The 24,659-nt window shown below is 40.8% G+C and carries 20 protein-coding genes and 1 tRNA gene; 10 read left to right on the top strand and 11 right to left on the bottom strand.

What is annotated here, in order from left to right:
• Positions 1–2 precede the first annotated feature (2 nt).
• Entirely contained in the window at positions 3–2,375 is a 2,373-nt protein-coding gene (gene pbpC, locus EW142_RS15775) for a penicillin-binding protein 1C (protein WP_130615521.1), read from the top strand.
• A gap of 2 nt (positions 2,376–2,377) precedes the next feature.
• Here pbpC and der read toward each other — a convergent pair whose 3' ends face one another.
• Complete coding sequence (gene der / locus EW142_RS15770) at positions 2,378–3,679, bottom strand: ribosome biogenesis GTPase Der (protein WP_130615519.1); 1,302 nt, start codon at positions 3,677–3,679, stop codon at positions 2,378–2,380.
• A 76-nt stretch (positions 3,680–3,755) separates the two neighbouring features.
• On the opposite strand from der, the gene EW142_RS15765 reads away from it, so the two are divergent.
• Positions 3,756–4,259: a GTP-binding protein gene (locus tag EW142_RS15765; protein WP_130615517.1), complete on the top strand. Its 504-nt coding sequence runs from the start codon at positions 3,756–3,758 to the stop codon at positions 4,257–4,259.
• A 17-nt stretch (positions 4,260–4,276) separates the two neighbouring features.
• On the opposite strand, the gene era is transcribed toward EW142_RS15765, so the two are convergent.
• Together era and EW142_RS15755 are read right to left on the bottom strand one after the other, a co-directional pair.
• Complete coding sequence (era, locus tag EW142_RS15760; RefSeq protein WP_130615515.1) at positions 4,277–5,155, bottom strand: GTPase Era; 879 nt, start codon at positions 5,153–5,155, stop codon at positions 4,277–4,279.
• Positions 5,148–6,515 (bottom strand): alanine/glycine:cation symporter family protein, encoded by a 1,368-nt coding sequence (locus EW142_RS15755; RefSeq protein ID WP_130615513.1) that lies wholly within the window; start codon positions 6,513–6,515, stop codon positions 5,148–5,150. Before EW142_RS15755 ends, era begins: the two co-directional genes overlap by 8 nt.
• 115 nt (positions 6,516–6,630) lie before the next feature.
• Here EW142_RS15755 and EW142_RS15750 point away from each other — a divergent pair.
• Positions 6,631–6,703 (top strand) — tRNA-Met (locus EW142_RS15750).
• A gap of 77 nt (positions 6,704–6,780) precedes the next feature.
• On the opposite strand, the gene EW142_RS15745 is transcribed toward EW142_RS15750, so the two are convergent.
• On the bottom strand, positions 6,781–7,209 hold the full coding sequence (locus tag EW142_RS15745) for a LytR/AlgR family response regulator transcription factor (RefSeq protein ID WP_130615511.1): 429 nt from the start codon (positions 7,207–7,209) through the stop codon (positions 6,781–6,783).
• 192 nt (positions 7,210–7,401) lie between these two features.
• Positions 7,402–8,484 carry a hypothetical protein gene (locus EW142_RS15740; protein ID WP_130615509.1) on the bottom strand — a complete coding sequence of 361 codons (1,083 nt, stop codon included), beginning with the start codon at positions 8,482–8,484 and terminating at the stop codon, positions 7,402–7,404.
• 118 nt (positions 8,485–8,602) lie between these two features.
• Between EW142_RS15740 and EW142_RS15735 the strand changes: the two genes are divergently transcribed.
• The 3 genes from EW142_RS15735 to EW142_RS15725 are packed head-to-tail and all read left to right on the top strand — an operon-like array spanning position 8,603 to position 12,584.
• Positions 8,603–9,127, top strand: coding sequence for an RNA polymerase sigma factor (locus EW142_RS15735; RefSeq protein WP_130615508.1), 525 nt, complete (start codon positions 8,603–8,605; stop codon positions 9,125–9,127).
• A 48-nt stretch (positions 9,128–9,175) separates the two neighbouring features.
• Complete coding sequence (locus tag EW142_RS15730) at positions 9,176–10,084, top strand: FecR family protein (RefSeq protein WP_130615506.1); 909 nt, start codon at positions 9,176–9,178, stop codon at positions 10,082–10,084.
• Complete coding sequence (locus EW142_RS15725; protein ID WP_130615504.1) at positions 10,077–12,584, top strand: TonB-dependent receptor; 2,508 nt, start codon at positions 10,077–10,079, stop codon at positions 12,582–12,584. The genes EW142_RS15730 and EW142_RS15725 overlap by 8 nt, the downstream gene beginning before the upstream one ends.
• Positions 12,585–12,671: 87 nt before the next feature.
• Here EW142_RS15725 and EW142_RS16750 read toward each other — a convergent pair whose 3' ends face one another.
• Together EW142_RS16750 and EW142_RS15720 are read right to left on the bottom strand one after the other, a co-directional pair.
• Entirely contained in the window at positions 12,672–12,815 is a 144-nt protein-coding gene (locus tag EW142_RS16750; RefSeq protein ID WP_165395293.1) for a hypothetical protein, read from the bottom strand.
• A gap of 248 nt (positions 12,816–13,063) precedes the next feature.
• On the bottom strand, positions 13,064–14,689 hold the full coding sequence (locus EW142_RS15720) for a thioredoxin domain-containing protein (RefSeq protein WP_130615502.1): 1,626 nt from the start codon (positions 14,687–14,689) through the stop codon (positions 13,064–13,066).
• A 138-nt stretch (positions 14,690–14,827) separates the two neighbouring features.
• Between EW142_RS15720 and EW142_RS15715 the strand changes: the two genes are divergently transcribed.
• Positions 14,828–16,447 (top strand): DUF6734 family protein, encoded by a 1,620-nt coding sequence (locus EW142_RS15715; protein ID WP_130615500.1) that lies wholly within the window; start codon positions 14,828–14,830, stop codon positions 16,445–16,447.
• A gap of 167 nt (positions 16,448–16,614) precedes the next feature.
• Here EW142_RS15715 and EW142_RS15710 read toward each other — a convergent pair whose 3' ends face one another.
• Positions 16,615–16,806 carry a hypothetical protein gene (locus EW142_RS15710; protein WP_130615498.1) on the bottom strand — a complete coding sequence of 64 codons (192 nt, stop codon included), beginning with the start codon at positions 16,804–16,806 and terminating at the stop codon, positions 16,615–16,617.
• Between the two features lie 51 nt (positions 16,807–16,857).
• Between EW142_RS15710 and EW142_RS15705 the strand changes: the two genes are divergently transcribed.
• Entirely contained in the window at positions 16,858–19,074 is a 2,217-nt protein-coding gene (locus EW142_RS15705; RefSeq protein WP_130615496.1) for a peptidase domain-containing ABC transporter, read from the top strand.
• Entirely contained in the window at positions 19,067–20,368 is a 1,302-nt protein-coding gene (locus tag EW142_RS15700; protein ID WP_130615494.1) for an HlyD family secretion protein, read from the top strand. The genes EW142_RS15705 and EW142_RS15700 overlap by 8 nt, the downstream gene beginning before the upstream one ends.
• 119 nt (positions 20,369–20,487) lie before the next feature.
• Here EW142_RS15700 and EW142_RS15695 read toward each other — a convergent pair whose 3' ends face one another.
• Together EW142_RS15695 and EW142_RS15690 are read right to left on the bottom strand one after the other, a co-directional pair.
• Complete coding sequence (locus EW142_RS15695; protein WP_165395292.1) at positions 20,488–21,027, bottom strand: nuclear transport factor 2 family protein; 540 nt, start codon at positions 21,025–21,027, stop codon at positions 20,488–20,490.
• On the bottom strand, positions 21,020–23,113 hold the full coding sequence (locus EW142_RS15690) for an SMP-30/gluconolactonase/LRE family protein (RefSeq protein ID WP_130615490.1): 2,094 nt from the start codon (positions 23,111–23,113) through the stop codon (positions 21,020–21,022). Before EW142_RS15690 ends, EW142_RS15695 begins: the two co-directional genes overlap by 8 nt.
• A gap of 250 nt (positions 23,114–23,363) precedes the next feature.
• On the opposite strand from EW142_RS15690, the gene EW142_RS15685 reads away from it, so the two are divergent.
• Positions 23,364–23,882, top strand: coding sequence for a YceI family protein (locus tag EW142_RS15685; protein WP_130615488.1), 519 nt, complete (start codon positions 23,364–23,366; stop codon positions 23,880–23,882).
• Here EW142_RS15685 and EW142_RS15680 read toward each other — a convergent pair.
• The gene (locus tag EW142_RS15680; RefSeq protein WP_240740241.1) at positions 23,872–24,582 is read right to left on the bottom strand and encodes a DUF4386 domain-containing protein; all 711 of its coding nucleotides are present in this window, start codon (positions 24,580–24,582) and stop codon (positions 23,872–23,874) included. The two genes, EW142_RS15685 and EW142_RS15680, sit on opposite strands and share 11 nt — an antisense overlap.
• Between the last annotated feature and the right edge of the window lie 77 nt (positions 24,583–24,659).

Here is a 24,659-nt window from a genome sequence, read left to right as displayed (position 1 = left end):
GGATGAAAGTTTGTTTATCATCTTTTAAAGTTTTTTGGCAAAGGCATAAGATCAAATTTTCCACATCTTTGATTGCCTTGCTGTTCTGGTTGTTCTGCTTACCCAATCAACTGTTCCTGGAACCCACTTCAACGGTGGTAACCAGCTCTGACAATATATTGATTGGGGCCAGGATTGCTGAAGATGGACAATGGCGTTTTCCACAGATGGATTCTGTTCCAAAGCGCTTTAAGCAAAGTATATTGTTGTTTGAAGATGAATATTTCTACAAGCATCCCGGATTCAATCCTATTTCGATTTTTAATGCCATCAAACATAATCTCACCCAGAACACCCGTAGAGGGGGTAGTACGATCACCCAGCAAGTGATTCGGTTGAGCAGAAAGAACAAAAAGCGTACTTACCTTGAAAAGTTCATTGAAATATGCATGGCGACCAGGCTGGAGTTTCGGTATTCGAAAGATGAAATTCTAAGGCTACATGCTTCCCATACTCCCTACGGAGGTAACGTAGTGGGTTTGGAGACCGCTGCATGGCGCTATTTTGGTGTTCCAGCCCATGAATTGAGCTGGGGACAATCCGCAACCTTGGCCGTGCTCCCTAATGCACCCTCGCTGATTTTTCCTGGTCGAAACGAAGAGGGTCTACTAAAAAAGCGGAATCGTTTACTCAAAAAACTATGGGACAAGAATCAAATCGACCAAACCACCTATGAACTTGCCATTGCGGAACCTTTACCTAAAAAGCCACTACCGTTACCCAACATAGCTCCCCACCTAACGGAACGAATCAAAAAGGAACACCCTGGAGAACGTATTCGGACTTCAGTGGATCGATTTCTACAACAACAGGCCAATCGAATCGCACAAAGACATTTTAATAGACTAAAGAGCAATGAAATCCATAATCTGGCCATATTGGTGTTGGACGTAAAAACACGTGAAGTTCTGAGCTATGTCGGTAATTCCCCTTCAGGGAAACAACATGGAAATTATGTGGATATTATCACCAGAAACCGGAGTACAGGCAGTACCCTAAAACCCTTTCTTTTTGCCTCCCTCTTACATGAGGGCCAGTTATTGCCCAATACTTTGGTAACTGATATTCCGACCGTTATCAATGGGTATAATCCGAAAAACTTCAATAAAAAGCACGCTGGGGCCGTTCCCGCAAGTAGGGCCTTATCCCGTTCGTTGAACGTTCCTGCAGTTAGATTGCTCAGAAGCTACGGGCTCCAAAAATTTTACAATAAGCTGCACAAAATGAATCTAAATTCCTTAAGCAAACCAGTGGATTACTATGGATTGTCCCTGATTTTGGGCGGAGCAGAAAGCTCATTGTGGGATGTAACGAAAACCTATGCTTCCGCAGCTTCTACAGTGAATCATTTTGTGAAGAATTCAAGCACTTATCGAACATACGAATTTGCGGAGCCCAGTTATTTGGCAAATGCAAAAATTGATTTCGGGGAATCACAGTTTGAAACCTCCATATTAAATGCCGGAGCAATCTATCATACGCTTAATGCAATGAAGGAGGTAAACCGACCTGAAGGCGATGAAAATTGGGAGTTTTTTGATTCTTCAAAGCAAATTGCCTGGAAAACGGGTACTAGTTTTGGTTTTAAGGATGCTTGGGCCGTCGGGGTCACACCCGACTATGCCATTGGCGTTTGGGCAGGCAATGCTGATGGGGAAGGAAGGCCAGGCCTAACCGGCATCACAGCTGCGGCACCAATTTTATTTGATGTGCTCGACGCATTGCCCAAAAGTGATTGGTTTCCTGAACCCTATGACGATTTGGTCGAGCTTGAAACCTGTGCCGATAGCGGACATCGTGCCTCCATTTTCTGCAGAGAAATCAAAAAAGAACTACAACCCATCAATGGAACCAAAAGCAGTCCATGTCCCTATCACCATCAGGTGTTTTTGGATGTCACTGAAACGTATCAGGTAAATTCAGATTGCTATCCTTTGGAGGACATGGTGGCCAAAAATTGGTTCGTTCTTCCTCCCGTCATGGAGTATTATTACACATCTTCAAATCCCAGCTACAAAACACCGCCCACTTTTCTCACCAACTGTTCCAACTTGGAATCACATTTGATGGAATTCATATTTCCAAAAAAAAACGAAGAGATTTTGATACCAAAGGATTTGGGCACCAGCTCAACACAAGTAATATTTAAGTTGGCGCATCAACAAAGTGGCAGTGAAGTATACTGGTATCTCGACGACGCCTATGTGGGCATGACCACAAGTTTCCACGAACTGATTTTGGATGTCAAACCTGACGACTACCAATTAACTGCTGTGGACGGGGAAGGAAATCGCATTCAACAGCGCGTTTCCATTCGGTTGGCCTCCAAGGGCTAGAACTATTTTTTCCGCATGAAAATAGTGATGGGCACCCCTGTAAAATCAAAATTCTCACGAAGTTTGTTCTCTAAAAATCGCTTGTAGGGCTCACGCACATACTGCGGAAGGTTGCAGAAGAAAGCAAACTGCGGGTACGGAGTGGGCAATTGCGTACAGAACTTGATTTTCACAAACTTACCCTTATATGCAGGCGGAGGGGTTTGTTCAATGATGGGGAGCATCACATCATTCAATTTTCGGGTCACAATCTTTTTTGAACGGTTTTTATAGACCTCAACCGCGGTTTCGATGGCTTTGAAGATGCGTTGTTTGTTCAAGACGGATATAAAAAGAATCGGCACATCGGTAAAGGGTTCCATTTGTTCTCTGATTTTTTTCTCATAATCTCGAACCGAATTGGTCTCCTTTTCAACCAAATCCCATTTGTTCACCAAAACCACAATCCCTTTATTGTTTCGTTGGGCCAACCAAAAGATGTTCTGTACTTGACCATCAAACCCTCGGGTAGCGTCCAATAGCAATAGGCAAATATCACAGTGCTCAATTGCCCGAACTGAACGCATTACCGAATAGAATTCCAGGTCTTCCTTCACCTTGGCTTTTCTTCGGATACCGGCAGTATCGACCAAGTTAAATTCGAATCCAAATCGATTATACTTGGTATCTATACTATCTCGTGTGGTGCCAGCGATATCGGTTACGATATAGCGCTCCTCACCGATAAGGGCATTGATAAAGGAAGATTTGCCGGCATTGGGCCTTCCCACTACGGCAAATCGTGGCAACTCGGCTTCTTCCTCCTCAGTTTCCGGAAGCACCTGCACAAGGGCGTCCAGCAGTTCACCTGAACCACTACCGTTGATACTGGATATCGTATAATAGTCACCCAAGCCTAGCGAATAGAATTCGACGGCATCCGCCGCCCTTTGCGCATTGTCAACCTTGTTCACCGCTAAAAAAACGGGTTTGTTCACCCTTCGCAATAGCTTGGCGACCTCCTCATCCATACCTGTAACCCCCGATTCCACATCCACCATAAAAATAATGGCATCCGCTTCATCAATGGCCAACTCAACCTGCTTGTCAATTTCCTTTTCAAACACGTCCTCACTTCCCACAACATATCCACCAGTATCAATTACCGAGAATTCCTTCCCATTCCAATCGCTTTTTCCATAATGACGATCCCTGGTAACACCACTGACCTCATCCACGATGGCCTCACGCCTTTGAATCAAACGATTAAAAAAGGTGGATTTCCCAACATTCGGTCTTCCCACTATGGCGACAATAGCACCCATCTTCATTAATTTTCGGCAAAAGTACCACTATTTATGAAGAAAAAATGATACCTTCTTTCATCAATTTCAGCTTCTTATGAGTGAACTAGGCGATGAGATTGTATTGCGGCCCAGATTTAAAATTGGCTTGAACATCGACTTGGAGTCCTTAAAAAGCACATTTGATGTGAAGGCCAAAAACCCTTTTTCCGTAAAACGGTTGGATGAGCATGTATATCTACGTTTTACAAAAGCTCAAACCGACTTCTGGTCCCCACAGCTACATTTAGAAATGACTTCCTTTGAAGAAGGTGAAAGTACAATTCACGGTGTTTTTGGCCCGAACCCCACGCTTTGGACCTTTTTTATTTTTCTTCACTTTGGAATCGGGACATTATTCGTGATTTTGGGAGTTTTTGCCTACTCCAATTATTCCTTGGGCCATGATGTGACCTTTTGGATGGTGGGCATGGGTTTTTTGGTTGTTATTTGGTTTGCCCTATATGCTTTCGGACGGTTGGGAAAAGCCAAGGGAAAACCTCAAATGAACCAACTGAACAACTACCTAAATGAATTGATTAAAGATATTCCCAAGACGTAAAACCGGAGGGCCATAGGCTATTTATTATAACCAAAGCGTTTCAGCTGGTTGGGCTTTTTGCGCCAATCCTTGTTGACCTTAACGTAGAGTTCGATATGCACTTGTTTCGCAAAGAATTTTTCCAGGTCCTTCCTTGCTTCCACCCCTACTTTTTTTAAAGAACTTCCTTTGTGACCAATAATAATTCCTTTTTGGCTGTTGCGTTCCACCATAATTACTGAACGAATCCGGATAATGTCCTCATCTTCCAAAAACTCCTCGGTCTCTACCTCAACGGCATAGGGAATTTCTTTCTTGTAATTCATCAATATCTTTTCCCTGATAGTTTCATTTACAAAAAAGCGTTCCGGTTTATCGGTTAATTGGTCTTTTGGATAATAGGCCGGTCCTTCGGGAAGTAACTCTAGAATCCTATCAAATAACTCCTTCACGTTGAAGTTTTCCAAGGCTGAAATCGGATGGATTTCCACTTCTGGAAGCAATTCACGCCAATATTGAATTTGTTCCTCCAAAACTTCTTGATTAGAGGTATCAATTTTATTGAGCAGCAACAGCACCGGTATTTTGCTGTTTTTTATTTTATTGAAGAAAGCTTCATCCTTTAGTCCTTTCTCTCCAATTTCAACCATGTACAACAATACATCGGCATCCTCAAAGGCAGATTTTACAAAATCCATCATAGAGGTTTGCAGCTCATAGGCCGGTTTTATGATGCCCGGAGTGTCTGACAAAATCACTTGAAAATCATCCCCATTTACAATTCCCAAAATGCGATGCCGAGTGGTTTGGGCTTTGGAGGTGATGATGGAAAGTCGTTCCCCCACCAAGGCATTCATCAGGGTTGACTTCCCTACATTGGGATTTCCAATAATATTGACAAAGCCTGACTTATGCATTTTGTTTTTTCAATTTAGCGAAATAGTGTTTAGCGGCAGTATTTACATGTGGCGATAAATAAAGTACCGCAATCATGTTGGGTATGACCATAAGGGCATAGGCCAAATCGATTAGGTTAATTACAAGGTCGACGGATGCCACTGCCGCGAAAATAATGGTCGCCACAAAATACCAGTTGAAAAAACCGCCTATTTTGGCATTGGTCAAAAATGAAAGGCACTTTACCCCATAATATGAATAGGTAAACAGGGTAGATAATGCAAATGCCGAAACAATAACCATCAATAAAACATCACCATAACCGAAAAGCGTTTTTTTGAAGGCAATCAGGGTCATTAAAATACCGTTGCTCTCTGCCTCTAGATAGGCCCCACTTAAAATGATGACAACAGCCGTAAGGGTGCATACGACTATCGTGTCAATAAAAGGGCCCAACATGGCAACCAACCCTTCCTGAATGGGTTCATCCGTTTTGGACTGGCCGTGATACATGGGAGCACTTCCCAATCCTGCTTCATTGGAAAACATGGCCCTTCGCACCCCAAGAATCACAAGGCCCCAAAAACCACCTTTGACCATGGTTTCAAAATTGAAGGCTTCTGTCACTATGAGCTGTAGCGAAGGCCATATCTGACTAGAATTATTCACCATGACTACAACCACCGCCAAAAAATAGAGCAACACCATAAAGGGTACTATGGCCGATGCTACCTTGGCAATTTTTTTCAGACCGCCAAAAATGACAAAGGAGGTGATAACAGCAAGCGAGATACCTACAATCAATTTCCAATTAAAGTCTCCCAGAAGAGCCAAGTTCTCATTGGGTTTTACCACATTCATAAAGGTTTGGGTAAACTGATTGGCCGTAAAAACCCCAAGAAAGCCAAAGAGTCCAGCTATACAGAAGAACACCGCCAAAGGTTTTGCCTTTTGCCCAATACCTTGCACAATATAAAACATAGGGCCACCTTGCATTTTTTCGTCCGAGTCCTTTCCACGGAACATGATGGCCAAACTACAGGAATAAAATTTGATGCACATTCCGATAAGGGCCGTAATCCAAATCCAGAAAACCACGCCTGGCCCTCCCATATAAATGGCGATTGCCACTCCGGAAATATTTCCCAAGCCCACGGTTGCCGCCACCGCGGCCGACAAAGCCTGTAAATGACTTACATCTCCTTTGGTGTCCGCTTTGTCGTATTTACCCGAAGTAATGGCAATGGCATGCCCAAAAAAGCGATAGGGTAAAAACTTTGATTTAAAAACTAGGTATAATCCCCCTCCTATTAAGAGAATAAGCATGGCCCACTCGGTATAGGAGATGAGAACAGAAAGAAAATCGTTGATTGTTTGCATAGACACAAAAGCCCGAATTTATGGATTTTAGGTTGGATTGAAACCATGGAATGAATTGAATATGGAACAGCGTTTGGAAATAATCAAAAAACGGTCGTATATTTGCCGTCCACATCGCGGGGTAGAGCAGTAGGTAGCTCGTCGGGCTCATAACCCGAAGGTCGCTGGTTCGAGTCCAGTCCCCGCTACTAAAAAATGGCTTCAATTTCTTGAAGCCATTTTTATGTCTTAAAATCTCAAAAGGTATACTGTAAGATAACCTCCCTTAACTTGCTCTTCTTAGCCTTTCCTTATATACAGGAACTGAATTGAATTTTTCTGTCTTTTGTTTAGCACATTGGTTTTTGATTAGACGGTCCACAGACTTTTCAAAACGGTCCTTTTTCATAGGCTTGGTCACATAATCTTTCACATGATTGTATTGGAAGGCGTTTAAGGCGAATTGTGAACGGGTAGAGTTTAGTATAACCTGGCAATCATATTCAAGAGATTCAAGAACTTCAAAGCCGTTCAATCCGGGCATTTCAACATCGAGGAACACCACATCAGGACGCAGAAGATTTACGGCTTGAAGCCCGATTTTAGGATTATCAAAGGTTCCCCTCAATTTAAGGTTGGGATTATTTTTTACCAATTTACCCGTAGCTAGTCTCTGCATGGGCGAATCATCGATTACGATAGCGGTTAAAGTCATGTTATGTTAGTTTGGTTTGCATGAGTAAAACAAGCATATAAGAAGACTTCCTGACCGAAACCGATGAACGGTAATTATTTTCGACAAAAGCAAAACCCCTATCTAAAAGTTTGAAAATGCCTTTTAAATAAGGGGCCTACTGGATGAACCCAGTATGTTTGGATTGGTTTATTTTTTTCCCATCAATGGAATTTAGTTGCCATTGCCGTTGTTGCAGGCATCTTGAAAACGAAGTATGTTTCCATCGCCTTCATGAAGGGTGATTTTAGTTCTCCCTGGGGTTTCCAAAATTCTATTAACGGTCCATTCTAAATTGAAATCATCTAAATCCACGATATCAATTACCATGATAATATCATTCCCTGACCCCGTAGCTGACCAAGTTCCGGAAAAGTTCTCTGTATTAGAGGTTGCCGTTACGCTGCCGTCCTCTTGAAAGTCAAATGCAAGGTCATCGTATTGACTTTTAAGATTTTCTCCGTTAAGACTGAATTTGTTCACTCCAAAGTCGGGACATTCAGCAAAGGCCGCTTGCAGTTGTTCTACGGTGCAATCGTTACAATTGTCATCATCAAAATCATTGTCGTCATCTTCGTCACAGTCATCTATGACATCCTCAATAAAGTTTTCGAGTTCCTCCAGATTGGTAGCCTCTAATTCCGTATCGTCGGTTAAAACCAAAAGGATTGGAAATTCCACGTTGACAATATCATCTTCATCCAGCCCCTCGATAAAATCATTGAGCATTTCGTCATTTTCCAATGTAATAGTATCAAAGAGTTCGGTGCTAGGATTAAAAATGGAGATATTTATTGGGTAAATAATATCCACACATTCTATATCCTCGTCCTCCTCTGGACAAGTTTCTGCTAAATCTTCCAGCTCTTCGGCACTTGCAACCCCTACTTCCGTATAATCTGAATACACAATGGTAACAGGGAAAACTATTTCCAAAGTATCTGTATCCTCATCGCTCTCTTCAAAAATGAGCTCAATTTCATCAAGGTCTTCCTCTTTTTCAATGGTGATTTCAGTGCTATTGGCAATTACCGTTACTGGTAGTGCGATTGAAAAGCAACTGGCCTGATCTAGGATATTATCCTCGGAGCCATCTTTCAAAGAGGTTCTGAACAAAAGGTTCGCTACATTGGAATCTGCTTGTAAGCTTTGCTCTGGAACAGGCCCAATGGACTCAAATTCCTCTTCTCTACAAGAGATGTTCAATAAGCTTAATGCCAATATAAATACGCTTAAAAGTCTTACTCCGTTTTTCATATCCTTAAATTTTCTAGAAATTGGGATTCGTAGATAGAACAACTAAACGGCAAAAACTCCTGAAAAATTTTCATGAAAAAAGTTTTTTTACATTTAGACGACCAAAAAACCAACTTGATTGAAAAAGAGCCTCCACCAAAACATCTGTGATGAAACCCTATTTGCCAATTTCTATAATAAACATGCCCAAAACCTTCACGATTTTCTTTACTATAAATACGGCGATAGGCTAAACCCCGGGGACAAGGCTCATGACGCTTTTGCGAAGTTGTGGGAAAACTGCAAGAAAATTACTTTGGACAAGGCCAAATCCTTTTTGTATACGGTGGCCAATAATTTAATGCTCAATGAGGTAAAACATCAAAAAGTAGTTTTAAAGTACCAAAGTGAATCTCCAAAGGGTTTTACCAATGAAAATCCGGAGTTTCTCCTGGAAAAAGAACAGTATTACAAAAAATACCAACAAGCTCTTTCAAAACTATCGGAAGAGCAACGTACCGCTTTCATGCTCAATAAGGTTGAAGGCAAAAAACACGAGGAAATCGCACAATTATTAGGCGTGACCCGAAAGGTCGTGGAATACCGTATTTACTCGGCTTTTGATCAATTGAAAAAAGAACTGGAAAATTTTAAGATAAAATAATCAGGAAAATTTAGCCCTTGGTTGTTATATAGACAAAGATCCTAAATTATGGACCAGGAAAACTTGATACAAAAGTGGCTTCTAGACGAACTTTCCAAAGAGGAAAGCAAGGCATTTGATGCTATGGAAGACGCGCCTTTTTATAAAAGTATCATTAACGATGCTGCGCAGTTTAAGGCATCCCACTTTTCGACTGTGGATGACTTTGAAACCTTCAAGGAACGTGTTATTTCGCCTGACCCTAAAGTGAGGAAAATTCAATGGATCAAGCCCATACTTCGCATTGCCAGCGTAGCCGTGTTATTTTTTGGGCTCTACTATTACTTCCTTTTCAATCCAGTGACCGAAGTACAGACCGAGGTGGCACAAAAAACCATTATCGAATTGCCGGATGCTTCGCAAGTAGTGCTCAATGCGCTCTCTGAAGTAAGTTATGATAAGAATGCGTGGGGTACTAAAAGAGAGATTAAGTTGGAAGGAGAGGCCTTTTTTGATGTGGCCAAAGGTGCTAAGTTTGACGTGGTCACCTCAAAAGGTACTATAAGTGTTTTGGGTACCGAGTTCAACGTTAAGCAACGGGGTACTTTTTTTGAAGTAGCTTGTTTTGAAGGTACGGTTCGCGTAGTGACCAACCGACACACCGAAATACTCCAAGCTGGAGATAACTTCAAATTATTTGATGGTGAAATGATCACTGGTAAAAATAGTTTTGACGAACCGCAATGGACCAAGAATACCAGCTATTTTCAACGTACTCCTTTAAAGGAAGTATTTGCCGAATTGGAAAGGCAGTATAATGTGACCATTACATTTGAAAATGTTGATGCGGAACAACTTTTTACAGGAGGTTTTGTACATAGTGATCTGGAAACCGCTCTTGCGGCCATCAGTGAGCCTCTAGACCTCAACTATCAAATACTAAAGCCCAACACCGTGCGTTTTAGTAAACGTGACTAAGAGACTACTTGTTCTTATATTCATTGTAGTATCACTTCATAGCATAAATACAACCGCCCAGACAGAGACAGACCAACCTCTGACCACTATTTTAGTAACGTTACAAGAACGTTTTGGGGTACAATTTAATTATGCCTCGAAGTTGGTCGATGGCGTTGCCATTGTCGCTCCCAATAACTCAATGAACCTTGAAGAATCCCTCAACTACATAAGCGAACAAAGCAACCTAATTTTTGTTAGTGTTTCTGAAAACATTATTTCCATAAAGGAAAAAACTATTCTTCTTTGCGGTTATCTAAAAGATAAGGATTCTGGTGAAACGCTACCGTATGTTACGATACAAGTCGATTCCAAGGGAACAATTGCCAATGAAGAAGGTTATTTTGAGATCGATGGATTGAAGACGGAAGACATTATCCAAATCAGACTTATGGGCTATAAGCCTTTGCAGAGGCAGGTAAATTACTTTAATACTTCTGGGTGTAACACTATATACCTTCTACCCTATCAAGAAAAACTTGCCGAAGTCACTGTTTACGATTTTTTGGTTCGCGGTATCGACAAGCTTGACAATGGTTCGGTAGAATTGGATTTTGACCGGTTCAACATACTTCCAGGGCTTGTGGAGGACGATGTTTTGTTATCCGTGCAAGCTCTCCCAGGAATACAAAGTATTGATGAGACCGTTTCAAATATCAATATTAGAGGTGGTAGCCATGATCAAAATCTAATTACCTGGGATGGTATTAAAATGTACCAATCTGGTCATTTTTTTGGTTTGATCTCCATGTACAATCCCCATATCACCCAAAAAGTTGCGCTTAGAAAAAATGGAAGCAGCGCCTCAGAGACGGATGGCGTCTCCGGTACCATCGCTATGAAAACCAATGAGTACCTCAACACAGGCTTTAAGGGCAGCATTGGGGTTAATCTCATTGATGCCAATGGTGCTCTTGATGCACCATTGGGAAAAAAGGCCTCATTGCAAGTGGCTACTCGCAAGTCTGTGAGTGATTTTGTAGAGACCCCTACCTATTCAAACTATTTTGACCGTATCACCCAAGACACTGAGATAGAAAGTAATACCGCAGCAGTGACCAATTCGGACATCGCCTTTGACTTTTACGATGCATCGTTCCGTCTGCTTTTTCACCCTTCCGAAAAAGACCACTTCCGCATTAACTTTATGTACACTGCCAATGAATTGACTTTTAACGAGGTCGCGCAACTATCAGGAACGGATGTGTCCCGTGAAAGCAATTTGGACCAAACAACCATAGCCGGAGGGGTCAACCATCAACGGGACTGGACGGAAAAATTTAGAACACAACTCGAAATCTACAATACAGATTATAAACTTAAGGCCAGAAACGTCAATATTCTTCAAGACCAACGCTTTCTTCAGGAAAACAAAGTTTCAGAAACTGGCATTAGACTGAAAACCTTGAACGTGTTGACTCCCCGGATAAATTGGACCAATGGTTATCATTTTGTAGAAACCAAGGTTACCAACCTTGCTGATGTTGATGACCCACTTTTTGTTCGATTGGAGGGGGAAATACTGCGTACTCATGCCATTTTTTCAGAAATTGGGCTTTCTTCCAAAAACACTGCCACTCAACTGAATTTAGGGATTCGCTTCAATTATCTGGATGATTTTAAAAAACAGGTATGGGAACCTCGGCTTAGTCTTAGCCATAGCTTTTGGGAGAGTTTTAATCTAGAGGTGCTAGGAGAATTCAAACACCAGAGTACTTCACAGGTAATTAACTTTCAAAATGACTTTTTGGGTATCGAAAAACGAAGGTGGCAACTTTCCAATGATGAATCCATCCCAGTTATTACGAGCAAACAAGGCTCTGCTGGGCTAAGCTTCAACAAAAACGGCTGGCTGGTTAATGCGGTTACTTTCTACAAAAGCGTTGACGGCATTACTACCCAAAGTCAAGGATTTCAAGACCGATATGAGTTTGCAAGAACTTCAGGGTCCTATGATGCTACGGGTCTTGACCTTTTAATCCGTAAACAGTTTGGAAAAAACAGCTTATGGCTCAGCTATTCCTATCTTAACAGCGAATATTTTTTTGAGCAACTGCCAGAGACCAGGTTCCCCAGCAACTTTGACATTACCCATGCCATGACTTTGGGCGCGAACTACACGTTAGGTGAGTTACTCATCGCCGCAGGGTTGAACTGGCGAACTGGAAAGCCAAAAACGCGGCCAGTCCCAAATGCCGAAATTGTTGACGGGGAGGTCAATTATGACATCACCAATGGCGAGCGCTTGGATGACTATCTGCGCTTGGATGTTTCAGGGAAATATGAATTTAGTTGGGGAGAAAATAAAAGCGTGCAAGTAGGAGTGGCTGTTTGGAACGTACTAAACCGTGAAAACACCATAAACAGCTTTTATAGGGCCAATCCATTGGGAGAGGCGCAGCAATTTCTACAAAGTTCACTAAGGATAACACCCAATGCCTCAGTGCGATTAATTTTTTAAAATCTAAGGTCAAGCCAGTTTCAAAAAAAAAAAAGGCGATCATGACGCTAAACTTCATTCTTTGGGTGAATGAAGCTTGTTGTCCATTCAAATGATGTAGCACCAAAGCACAAATTGGATTACGAAAAAAATCACAATAACGCCGATTTCCTTATTGTAAACATCAAACATTTCTTGGATTCTCTTATTTTCTTCAATTCTGGAGATATTGGTAGATAGGGACTTTTTCATCACTTTTCCAGTTTTGGTTACATCTATATAACAACTGACCAGTGAAAATTCCTGAAAAACATTAAAACTTTGGCGATTATTGGGCTATTTCCCGTTCATTTTTCAAATTACCCCACAACAACTTGAGCTTTTTTTGCTGAAGAGGGTAGGTGAGCATCCAGTATGTTTGGGTTGGCGAGTCAACAAAGTAATATCTTGTTTAGTGCACTGTTTTGTTTGTAGGGCCTTAGTTGACTTGTTTACCGGGGTTATTGACTCGAGACGGGTGAACGTTGTCCTTTCAAAATTTCGATATATTCAGAAATAAACAAAAACAAGTCCTTAAAGGTATGTGGGTTGGGCATTTCAAAGCCATTGATAAAAAACGCAGGGGTTTGTGTTATCCCCATTGCGTTGGCCCACTGGACCGATTGACCAATTAAAGCATGTACCTCCTCCTCGCTTTTTGCATGCACTGGGTAACGGTCAACCCAATCTGACAGGTTTTGCGTTTCATACCAATCCGAAATGATTTCTTTCATCAAAGGGCTTGTGTGATTCTGCCCTTTTTTCCAAACCAACTCTTCATACATGTTCAAAATATGAAACACAGCCTTATAGTCCTCGGTTTCCGTATTCAATGAAGGTAGCGTAAAACGTACCCTTACCCCTATATCATCTGGATGCTTCTTTAAGATTTGCTCAAGCTCAAAGTGTGCTTTAGCACAATACTCACATAGGGGTTTACTGGTAATTAATATTTGCAAGACCCCATTCGGATTACCATAAAAAATCTCCTTGTTCCAAACCGCGCTATCAATCTGTTTATGTAGGGGCAGTAAGGCATTGAACCAATGTGGATTTTGTCTCCACTTTCTGATTCTGATCTTTTGAAACATACTACTCCTTTTCGTGAGAAGTAGAGGTTTTACAATAAACCAACTTCCCGCCAAGGCCATACTTAGCACAAGGGTCAGGTAGTACATGAAAGGTGGCGCAATTAAGCCGAAATTATCAAAAGGCAACTGCATCAAGCCAAAAACCAAATTGATGCTTTGCAACCATATAATTAAGGTGAGCAACAAACAGAGTTTGCACCAAGATTTCATGTGAGCCTGATAGGCTACAGATAAAAAAGTAAAGAAAAATGGTAGAGCCTGGACCAAGTTTAAGAAAAGTAAATTTGAATCTGGTTCAAAGCCAGTAGAGAAGGACATATAAATCACCATCCCCCCATAAAATACCGTTGCAATATCGGCCAGTCCAATATCACCCGTCAGTCTTCCCAACTTAGAAGTCAATACCGCGTTGCATCCAGAAGTTTCTACTTTGCAAAATAAGTCCGACATATCGGTTTTTACACCCAAGCTATAGGCGACAATATTACATGACACTAAGCATCCCGTCAATGAAAGCACATAATGTATGAAGAACCCCAGTTTAAAGGAAATAAGTTGCGGCATGGTGGCCAAAAGCAACAGGAACGTAACCCATGACCAAAGTACACCGCCTTCGAATTTTTCCTTTATAAATTGTTTTTGATGTTCCTCATGCGTGATTTTTCTTTGTTTCCCGATAAGAAGGGTGATTCCGGTCCACTTTTGCAAAAACCCCCCTTCAGTTTTAATGTGCTGCTGATTTTTAATCACCTCAAAATCAAGCTGTCCATTTTCAGAGACGACATGTGCCAGAATGGGAAATGGTAACTCGCGCCATCTTTGTTTTTCCTCAATCTGCAAAGCAGAACTCTCTATTTGTAGCTCATCCAAAATGTCCGTTAGTGCATTCAATGAAGGGTAATACGGGTGGGATTCGAGCCTTTCCCTAAGATAATCTCTGCTAACAGAAACTTTCGCAGATTTCAAAAATTCATAAGCAATTTCATGAAATTCCATCAGATATATGTTGGGGCATTGGCAAACCTTTTCAAAATCCAATTGAAAGGCATGTGAAGATTTTCAAAAGAAAATTTACCACTAATAAAAATAGTATATTACTTCATATAAGTAAAGAATTTTACTACATTATTGAAAATGAAGGTAGTTCAAACTTTTTGGAGTGGCAACGCGGATCATACCAGTCCCATACATATGAAAGGGGGATGGGAATCTTCCGAATACAACTGGATGTCCTGGGCGTTAAGTGCCCTATTACTTCGCAGGCATTATGACAGACTCGAATTATATACTGATGAACTGGGCAAAAAAAATTTGGTTGACATGCTAGGACTACCCTACACCAAGGTGCATGTTGTCTTTGATAGGAACTCTAAAATTCATCCCAAGCTTTTTGCTTTGGCAAAAATCAAAACTTATAGTCTACAAGAAGAACCTTTTATACATATTGATGGCGATGTGTTTTTATGGAATCCTTTGCCCGAAAGTCTGAATAATGCGAAACTCATAGCGTCCAATCAGGAGGTCGATCTATTCTTCAACAAAGAGATTTTGAAAGATATGGGCGAGCATTTTAAGTACATTCCCCATCATTTAAAAAATGTCCTTAATGAACCACATACATTCGCAAGTAATGCCGGAATCTTCGGGGGCACCTACTTACCCTTTATCAAAAAATATTGTTCAACCGCGGAACAAATAATCGAAGAGAACACTGATAATCTTGACAAGGTAAATTTGGGTTACCTAAACATGTTGGTCGAGCAAATTTCATTGTTCTATCTGGCCAGGCAAGAAAATATAAAAACGGAATATTATGTTTCGGAACCTGTGGACCATCCGCTATACCAAGATTATTGGCGTTTTGCAGATATCCCAGAAGTGCCCATGATTCATCCGGTGGGGGGTTGTAAAAAGATTCCTTACGTTTTGCATCATCTAGCACGTAGGTTACAATTGGAATTCCCCAATGCTTACTACCGGATATTGAAACTATGCAAAAATGGGACTGTGCCCTTAAGGAACCGGTTTTATGATCATTTGGATTTTACCACCGTTGAGAACGGGCATGAACTAAACAAATCCTATTTCCTCGGGCAAAAGGGGCAATTTCTCAAACTTCAAGACAGCATTTTCAACTCTCTAAAGTTCTACCGTCGAACTTTGCTGGTTGCAAAACACTATTATCCCAACCTTGATTTATCCGAAGGCAATTTAGAGGCATTTGTTCAGCAGGAAGGCATGCCCGATCCCGTGAAAGAAGTTTTCTTGCTGGAGACTAAATACCAAAAATGCTTGGAAAACCTATTTCTTGAAATTCAAAAAGGTGAAATCTACGAGAGTGAACTTATTCATTATCAAAAAACGGCAACCTTTTATATGGAACCGAAATGGATTCAACGAAAAGTAGTTCTAAAAGATGGAGTGGAAGCAGTTGACCTAAGCAAGCCATGGGGGCTATTAAATTCAGAAGATCCAAAAAAAGCATTGGTCCAAATATTGAAAGTCCCTAGAAAGAAATACTGCATGACCTTAAGCATAGATTTACTGACACTAAGCGTACAGGAATCTTACTACGATGAATTGGATGCCATTATTATCTCATTAATAAAAAGGCCCATTGAAATTGAAAGCCTTCTAAAACTGTTGTTGGATTACTTTGACGAGGAAATATCAATAGAAGATCAGCAGTATAAACTTTTGGTATTTGATGTTTTAAAAAGACTGGCTTTTGAAAACATCGTAACCGTTTTATAAAATATTCTAAAAAATCCCAAATACTCAGGATTTTAACTTAATATCTTTCATTAAAAGAAGGAAATATCCTACATTGTATGAAATTATAAGTATAACCCTTAAATTCTTAAGTACCATGAAAAAGTTAGATTTGGGCTCACAGTTGTCAAAGAATGAGCAAAAAAAAGTTAGAGGTGGTGCCACCCTACAGTGTAAAAATGGCCCAGAGCCATGGAATCAATGGAGGCAGGTAGTCTACAACTTCCCTTCTTGTTCTTCAGCTCCGGCGTATTGCGCTGGTGCTCAGTCAAGTACTGTTGACTGGTGTTACTAAAATTTGTTACGGAGGCATCCTTGCTTGGATACCTCCGTTTCTTCATTAAAGAAAGTATTTCCCCTCTCCTTGTCCTACATTGCTAACAAAATACTTTTTGAAAAAAGAATTCCCCTTCTACAAACAACCCGATGAAAAAGATTGCGGGCCAACCTGTTTACGAATTGTTGTAAAGCACTACGGCAAGCTAATATCCCTAAAAGAGATACGGTCCTTATCAGAAACTACACGGGAAGGAAGCAATCTTTTAAAATTAAGCGAAGCGAGTGAATCCATTGGGTTCAAATCACTGGCCCTAAAAACGAATTTCGAAAAGCTCAAACAAGCTCCAATGCCCCTTATTGCCCATTGGAACAAAAGTCATTTTGTTGTCATCTATAAAATTCACAAGGATATTGTCTATATCTCCGACCCTGCATATGGACTAATCAGCTATCAAAAAGATGATTTCCTGAAGCATTGGATTGGAAATAATGCAGACGAGACCACCAAGGAGGGTATCGCCTTACTCTTGGAACCTACCCCAAAATTCAACCAAGCCAAATGGGAAGCCACCGATAAGCAATCCTTTGCATTTCTTTATCAGTATTTGTTCAAATACAAAGACCTCCTACTCCAATTGTGCATAGGGCTGTTAGTCGCAAGCGTGCTTCAGCTAATTGTCCCATTTTTAACCCAAAGCATTGTTGACGTAGGTATTCAAAACCAGGATATCGATTTCATATACCTAATTCTTCTGGCCCAGATTATGCTGTTCATTGGCCGTGCAAGTGTAGATGTTTTTAGAAGCTTTATTCTTTTACATCTTAGTACCCGCATCAATATTTCATTGGTATCCGATTTTTTTATAAAGCTCATGAATCTGCCCATCGCATATTTTGATACCCGTATGACCGGTGATATTATGCAGCGCATACACGATCATAGCCGTATTGAAAACTTGCTTACCGGCTCTACCTTGAACACGCTATTTTCCATGACCAACCTTTTGGTTTTTGGCTTTGTTCTTATTTACTACAACCTCTCAATATTTTTGATTTTTGCCATCGGCAGTCTCTTTTATATCGGATGGATCTTGTTTTTCCTGAAACGAAGAAAAGAGTTAGATCACAAACGATTTTCCCAACTAAGTCAGGAACAAACCACGGTTATTGAATTGATCAGTGGTATGCAGGAGATCAAAATGAACAACGCCGAAAAGCAAAAACGATGGAGCTGGGAGTTCGTTCAGGCCCGATTGTTCAAGGTAAATATGCAAAGCTTGGTACTGGAGCAAACCCAAGGTGTAGGTTCCTCGTTCATAAACGAGGCGAAAAACATTTTTATAACATTTACCTCAGCCTTCTTGGTGATAGAGGGCTCCATAACTCTGGGGATGATGCTTTCCATTCAATACATCATAGGGCAATTGAACACCCCCATTACCCAGTTGGTCGATTTCATCCGAGCCGCCCAAGATGCCAAAATAAGTCTTGAACGCTTGGGGGAAATCCATGACAAACAAGATGAAGAACTGCAAGAAAAGCAACTCATTTATAACTTTCAGCCCAATCGAGATATTAGGTTACGGAACATCTCTTTTCGATACCTAGGTAACGACGAAAATGTGATCAAAGGGCTTTCCCTGACCATTCCTGCAAACAAAACCACCGCCATTGTCGGAGCAAGCGGAAGTGGAAAAACAACATTGCTAAAAATTTTACTGAAGTTTTATGAGCCGGCCAAAGGTAGTATTATGTACGGGGACCATAACCTGAACAATATCTCCCACAAGGCATGGAGGTCAAGCTGTGGGGTGGTAATGCAAGAGGGATATGTGTTCAATGACACCATAGCCTACAACATAGCCGTCGGTGCGGATGTAATTGACCAAGAGCGATTGATTGACTGCATGAAGTTGGCCAACATATATGATTTTGTACAGTCACTACCGCTGGGTCTTAATACCCAAATCGGAAACGAGGGCATCGGAATAAGTACGGGTCAAAAACAACGGCTATTTATCGCCCGAGCTCTGTACAAGAACCCCGATTTTTTGTTTTTTGATGAAGCTACATCTGCTTTGGATGCCAAAAATGAATCGGTTATCATGAAAAATTTAAACAGGTTTTTCAAGAACAAGACCGCTATTGTCATTGCACATAGACTCAGTACCGTGCAGAATGCAGATCAAATTGTAGTATTGGACGATGGCCAGATTACGGAATTGGGGACGCATCGAGAACTAATACATCAGCAAGGAGTATACTATGATTTGGTAAAAAATCAACTGGCTCTTGAACAATTGGGTGTAAAAAAAGAAGAAAATGCCTGAAAAAGAAAGCAAAGACAATTTATACATTAGATCAGAGGAAGTACAGGAAATACTTACCAATCCCCCTTCTTGGATCGTACGCTGGGGCATTACACTCATTTTTCTTTTCACCTTTATTGTTCTTGTGCTATCATTTATAATAAAGTATCCCGATTTTGTTTCCGCAAAAATCATTGTCACTACCGAAAGACCCGCCGAGCAACTAAAAGCACGACAGTCAGGGGCTATAGATACCATTTTCATTGAGAATAGGCAGTCGGTGAAGCCCAACCAACGATTGGCCATCCTCAAGAACACGGCCAACTATAAAGATGTATACTTTTTAAAGAGCATTATTGATACACTGGATTTTACATTGAACGATTTTTCATTTCCCATAGAGCTCATTGTCGACCTGAATTTAGGTGACATAGAAATTGCATACATCGATTTTGAAAAAAGCTACGTGGAATATTATTTGCTCAAAGACCTCGAACCCTATGTTTATAAGCTGGAAAGCAATGCACAATCCTTAGCGGAAATAAAAACACAACTTATAAGCCAAATTAAACAGAAACAGCTGCTGGAAAGAGAGCAGAAACTGGCTAAGGTAGACTTCGAAAGGCACAAGCAACTATTTGAAAGAGGCGTGATTTCCCAACAAGAATATGAATCAAAAGAGCTTGAGTTCATTCAAATGCAAAAACAAATTAGCACTATGGCCATTTCCATTTCTCAAATGAGGGGAGCCATTTCATCTGCCAATGAAGCCCTAAAAAGTACACAACTAAACGAAAGGGAAGAAAGTACCCGTTTTTTACGAAACCTAGCACAATCGTATAATGCCTTACAGAAATCAATTCGCGATTGGGAACATGCCTTTGTTCTTAGTTCTTCCATAGACGGCATCGTAAGTTTTCAAGAATATTGGGGGGTGAATCAAAATGTTACCATAGGAGATGTTGTTTTTTCTGTTCTTCCAAAGAACACATCCAATCTGGTAGGCAAATCCACAATAGCATCCCAAAACTCCGGCAAGGTTACAGTAGGCCAGAAAGTATTGATCAAGCTAGATAATTATCCCTATCAACAATTTGGTATGCTGGTAGGTTTTGTAGAGAACATATCCATTTCGCCTAATGCGGACGAACAATATTTCGTCTACATCTCCCTTCCCAATGGAACAAAAACGTCCTATGGCCAAAAACTGGTGTTCGATCAGGAACTTCTGGGAAATGCTGAAATTATAACAGAAGATCTAAGTGTTGCAGAAAGACTATTTTATAAGTTCAAAGAAGTATTTAAATATCGTTGATTCGCTTAATCCACAAACTCTCATGCAGATATAACTACCAGATAGTGTCTACAATCCGTTTCCAAACTTTTGGTGTTTTTTTAAAGTGTCTAAGAAATAGGAGTGAATTCATCTTTGTATCACTCTTCAAGTTCTTCCCTGTCAGGTTTGTTCGTCGAGGACACACATTCAATTTTCCAACCGTCTTCAGTCTTTCGATAAATAGCCGTCCATGCAAAATGGGTTTGGCCTTTGATTGTTTCGCCCTCTTCATTTCTATAGGCAACTTCCACTATTTTATCAACTATGGTATAGGCAAGGGAACCATCATCTGAAAATCGGATGACGGGTTTGCTTACATCATCCCATTTTATGAATTCCACATTGGAAAAATAGTTGTGATATCGTTTCAAGGTTTGTTCTTCGGTAGGCTTAGAAATCTCTCCTCGATTGACCGAAATAAAATCAGGTGATAATTGACGGGCAAAAGCAATGGAGTCCTTTTGAAAATGGAAATCCCTCTGCTGCTCGTGAAGTTGCAGAATTTCTTCTTCCAATTGATCAAAGTCAGTCTGCTTGTTGGTATCACAAGAAAGTAAGGTCATCCCAACAAAAACAGAGATCAAAGCCAAGAAGAGCCGTTTTTCTGAATACTTTGAATGAACTTTTAGACTAATCATTGGCCTTAAGATAAGTATTCCATACATCGCTATTGATTTCATAGATGTCCGCATTGGTGCTCTCAAGATTTTTACTGCTGATGAACACCAGTTTTTTCGATGCCGCCAGATACCTTGGATTTAGTTCTGAACCCGTGCTATTTATTTCTTTTAAATGAATTGGGGTTGTCCATTCACCGTCCTCATTTTTGGAGAAATACAAATCCCCGTAGGTGGACAGGCCTTCCTTTCTTCCGGACGATTCAAAGATCATCCAATCTGCATTGGGGGAAACCAAGAGGTTCCACTCCCCGGAACTGCCATTTACCTCTCCTTCCAACAACTTGGGCTGTTCATACGAGCCATCTTCCTTGCGTTTGGCAAAGTAAAAATCTCCCAGACCTTTCCCTTCTTCACGTATGGAACTGAAATATAAATTTCCTTCTTTATCGGTCACTGGACTAGCTTCGTACCCGCTGGAATTCACCTCCAATACCGGTTCGGGAGGCGACCATTTTCCATTCTTTTTTATTGATTTCCAGATATCCCGATTACTATCGGTCTTCCCTTCATAAACTCTGCTGGATACAAAAAAGAATTCCATTCCATCGTATGAAATAAAAGCATCAGAATCGCTGACATCATCCTCTGGATCACTCCAAAATGCAGGTCCCAGTAACTCCCAGGAATCGCCAGATTTTTGATATTCATAAATTGTTGACGGAGGATTATTCCGGCTGCCCCATTTGCCGGTATGCCGACTTACAAATGCAGTTTTTTCATCCGGAGTAATGGCCATGGATGTTTCCACCGCATCTGTAGAAAAGATTCGAAGCAAATGAGAGGGCACTTTGACCTTCCTAATGATGGGGTTGGTAATTTCTGATTCTTTTAGCTTCTTTTCTTCATCATACGCGCCCCAAGGACTATTGGTCACGTAATAGAGGTCATCTCCGACCATAACTCCTAAAGTCGGTTCGTTCATCTCTGGTAATGCCTTCTCAATAAATTCAAACGAATCAATTTCATCCTCAGGCGGATTCAGTTGATATTTTACAATTCTGAAGGGCCTTAGCCCATTATGGATTGCAATCAAACTCCCGTCATGATAATACAATCCATCAATACCCTTTAAAGGGTGTTGTAGATTATTCTTTATGGCGGATAGCCTAGCTGTTTCAAAATGATACCTAAAGATTCCCTCTCGATAGTCCGCCACAAACAAAACAGATTCATCAGAATTCAAAGCAATCCCTTGCAGCGAAATGAGCTTCGGTGATTCAAAAAGAACTTGCAACTTTTCCTCTCCTTCCACCACTTTGTATACGATGGGCTGCTCAGCATTACTATTTGACGCATAGACGTCACCTTCTTGGGATATGGTCAAATCGCCCAACCAGGCATTATCGTGCGGTGCGGAATACGATGCCAACACTTCTCCTGTACCCAAATCAAAGCATACGACCTGGGCAGTACCGTTTTCGGATTCTCCCATCATTTCCGCAATGGGCGTTGAGCATGCCCATAACCTCTGGTTCTTTTCATCGACCTTTAGGCCCATGATTGCATTAAGGTGACCTCCAGAAGCAAACTCTGAAACCTCGCCCTCTTTGTCTACAGCCAGGATTTTTCTTTGGTGGACACTTCCCACGTAGAATTTGCCCTTTTTTTCACTGTAGGCTATCCCTTCAGGGTGCAGTAATTTATCTTGTAATTCAATAATCGTTTCACCCTTTCTAATTTCTTTGCTCAAATGTTCTGCTTGCTCAACCAATTTTTGGAATAGCGGATACTCAGCTAGGCCCACAAAGTCTTCATCCTTTTGAAAGGGTAGATTCGCGTTCATCCAAATTACCTTTTTCAATGCGTTTGTAGACTCTTGCTTTCTCTCATTTAGGGCGAAGGCGGCGGCGAGGTTGTACAATATGGAAGGGTGGTTGGGTCGAAGTGCATTGGCTTGGGTCATTTTATCCAGAAAGCTCACATAATCCCCAGCTTCATAGGCTTTTTTTCCTTGGTCATGTATTTTTTGCAGATCGGATTGGCCGAAAACCGAGGTCAAACCAAAAGCGATAAGCAACACGATACCTGCTTTGAAATATTTCATGGGTAAGGGTTTTTCATGAAGTAACTCGATTATACCCCTTATGTAAGGTTGGAAATTGTAATCTATTGCCTAGGAAACCCATGGGGCCACATATTGGTTGTCTTTAAAGATATAGGAATTTCCGCCCGACCAACGTTAAAAATTTGTTTAAGAATTGTCCATTTCTTAGCGGCAGGGAATTAAGCGCGGCCAAAATAGTTATCTTTAATCCTTGAATTTTCCTTTTGGATTAAGCTGAAAAAGAAGAAATATGTCCCTTACTCGAATCCTCCTCATTGTCGTTACATTTTGGTCCTCCATTACCATTTTCCAGGAACGGTCGGTTGATACTGACAACGCCGAAATAACCTTTGTTTTCAAAGAAAAAGATGTTGATGGAAGTATTGGTGAAGTACGCTCTGAATCTTCGATAGACATGGAAGATTTCACCCAATCAACGTTAAAGGGCTCGGTTTCACTTGAATCCCTCAAAACCGGAAATTTTTTACGGGATTGGCATTTGATGAGCAAAAAGTTTTTTCATCGAAGTAAGCAGGATCGGTTATACTTCTCAAGCACATCCATCACAAAAAATAATGAAGATTATACCATTGAAGGAAATCTCGATATAAAAGGTATTTCCAAGCCGGTTAAGTTCAAAGGAAAATTAAAAAACGGTAAACTTGTTATTTCCGGAGAAATCAATGTGGCCGATTGGGACATCGTTATCGAAAAAGAGACTTCCAAGAATATGGTAGAAATTTCAATGACACTGCCTATTACGGCCTAACAGGCATAGCAATAAGCTTTATATTCTTTTCCCTGACGCCCCAAATCATCAACCACAGACAAAAAAGAAGCTCTCCAACATCTGCTGGAATTGTAATGTTCTGTAAAACCACGGAAGAAGTATTTGGAAATAGAAAATAGGTAACAAAGTCAACAAAATCTCCCAGACATCCCAACATAAGGATAATTCCCAACCATTTGGGTGCGACTCCCGATTTATAGATCATATAGCCCAAAGGGAAGAGATATAAACCGTAGAAAATTTGGTTCACCATATACCCCCGGCCATGCATGTTTAAGAAAAATGAGGATAGCAACTCCAACTGCTCCATTCCAAAACCTTCAGAATAGGACTTGTTTTGCAGTAATTCCAAAGCCGAAAACTGATAGAGCATGTTTTGGCAGTACATCGCCACAGAAATCGTTATCGATAGAAATAAGAGGAGTGCCCCATTTTTATGGACATTTTTGAAAACGATATATAATAGAAAAGCATAGAAGAAAAAGGCGGTGGACATCACCAAATCGGCTACAAAACCCAATCGGAACAGCCATTCATTCTCAATAATGTTTCGAGCCGTAGCTGCGATGTCCTTATAAACGAAAATGTTTTGCCTTACATAGAACTCTGCAAAAACACCGGTGACCACTAAAATAAAAAAAAGAAATCCAGCTAAGCGAGCTGTTTGCTTTAACGACATCACGAAAATTGGTTTAAGGTTATGAAGAGTAGACGAACGACCTTCTATTTTGTTTCGGTAACCCTAAGCCAATCAGA

Source organism: Flagellimonas allohymeniacidonis (assembly GCF_004296335.1).
In the GTDB taxonomy this organism is placed as follows: domain Bacteria; phylum Bacteroidota; class Bacteroidia; order Flavobacteriales; family Flavobacteriaceae; genus Flagellimonas; species Flagellimonas allohymeniacidonis.
Note: the sequence above shows the minus strand (reverse complement) of the source record. Positions and strands in the feature narration are given on the sequence as shown.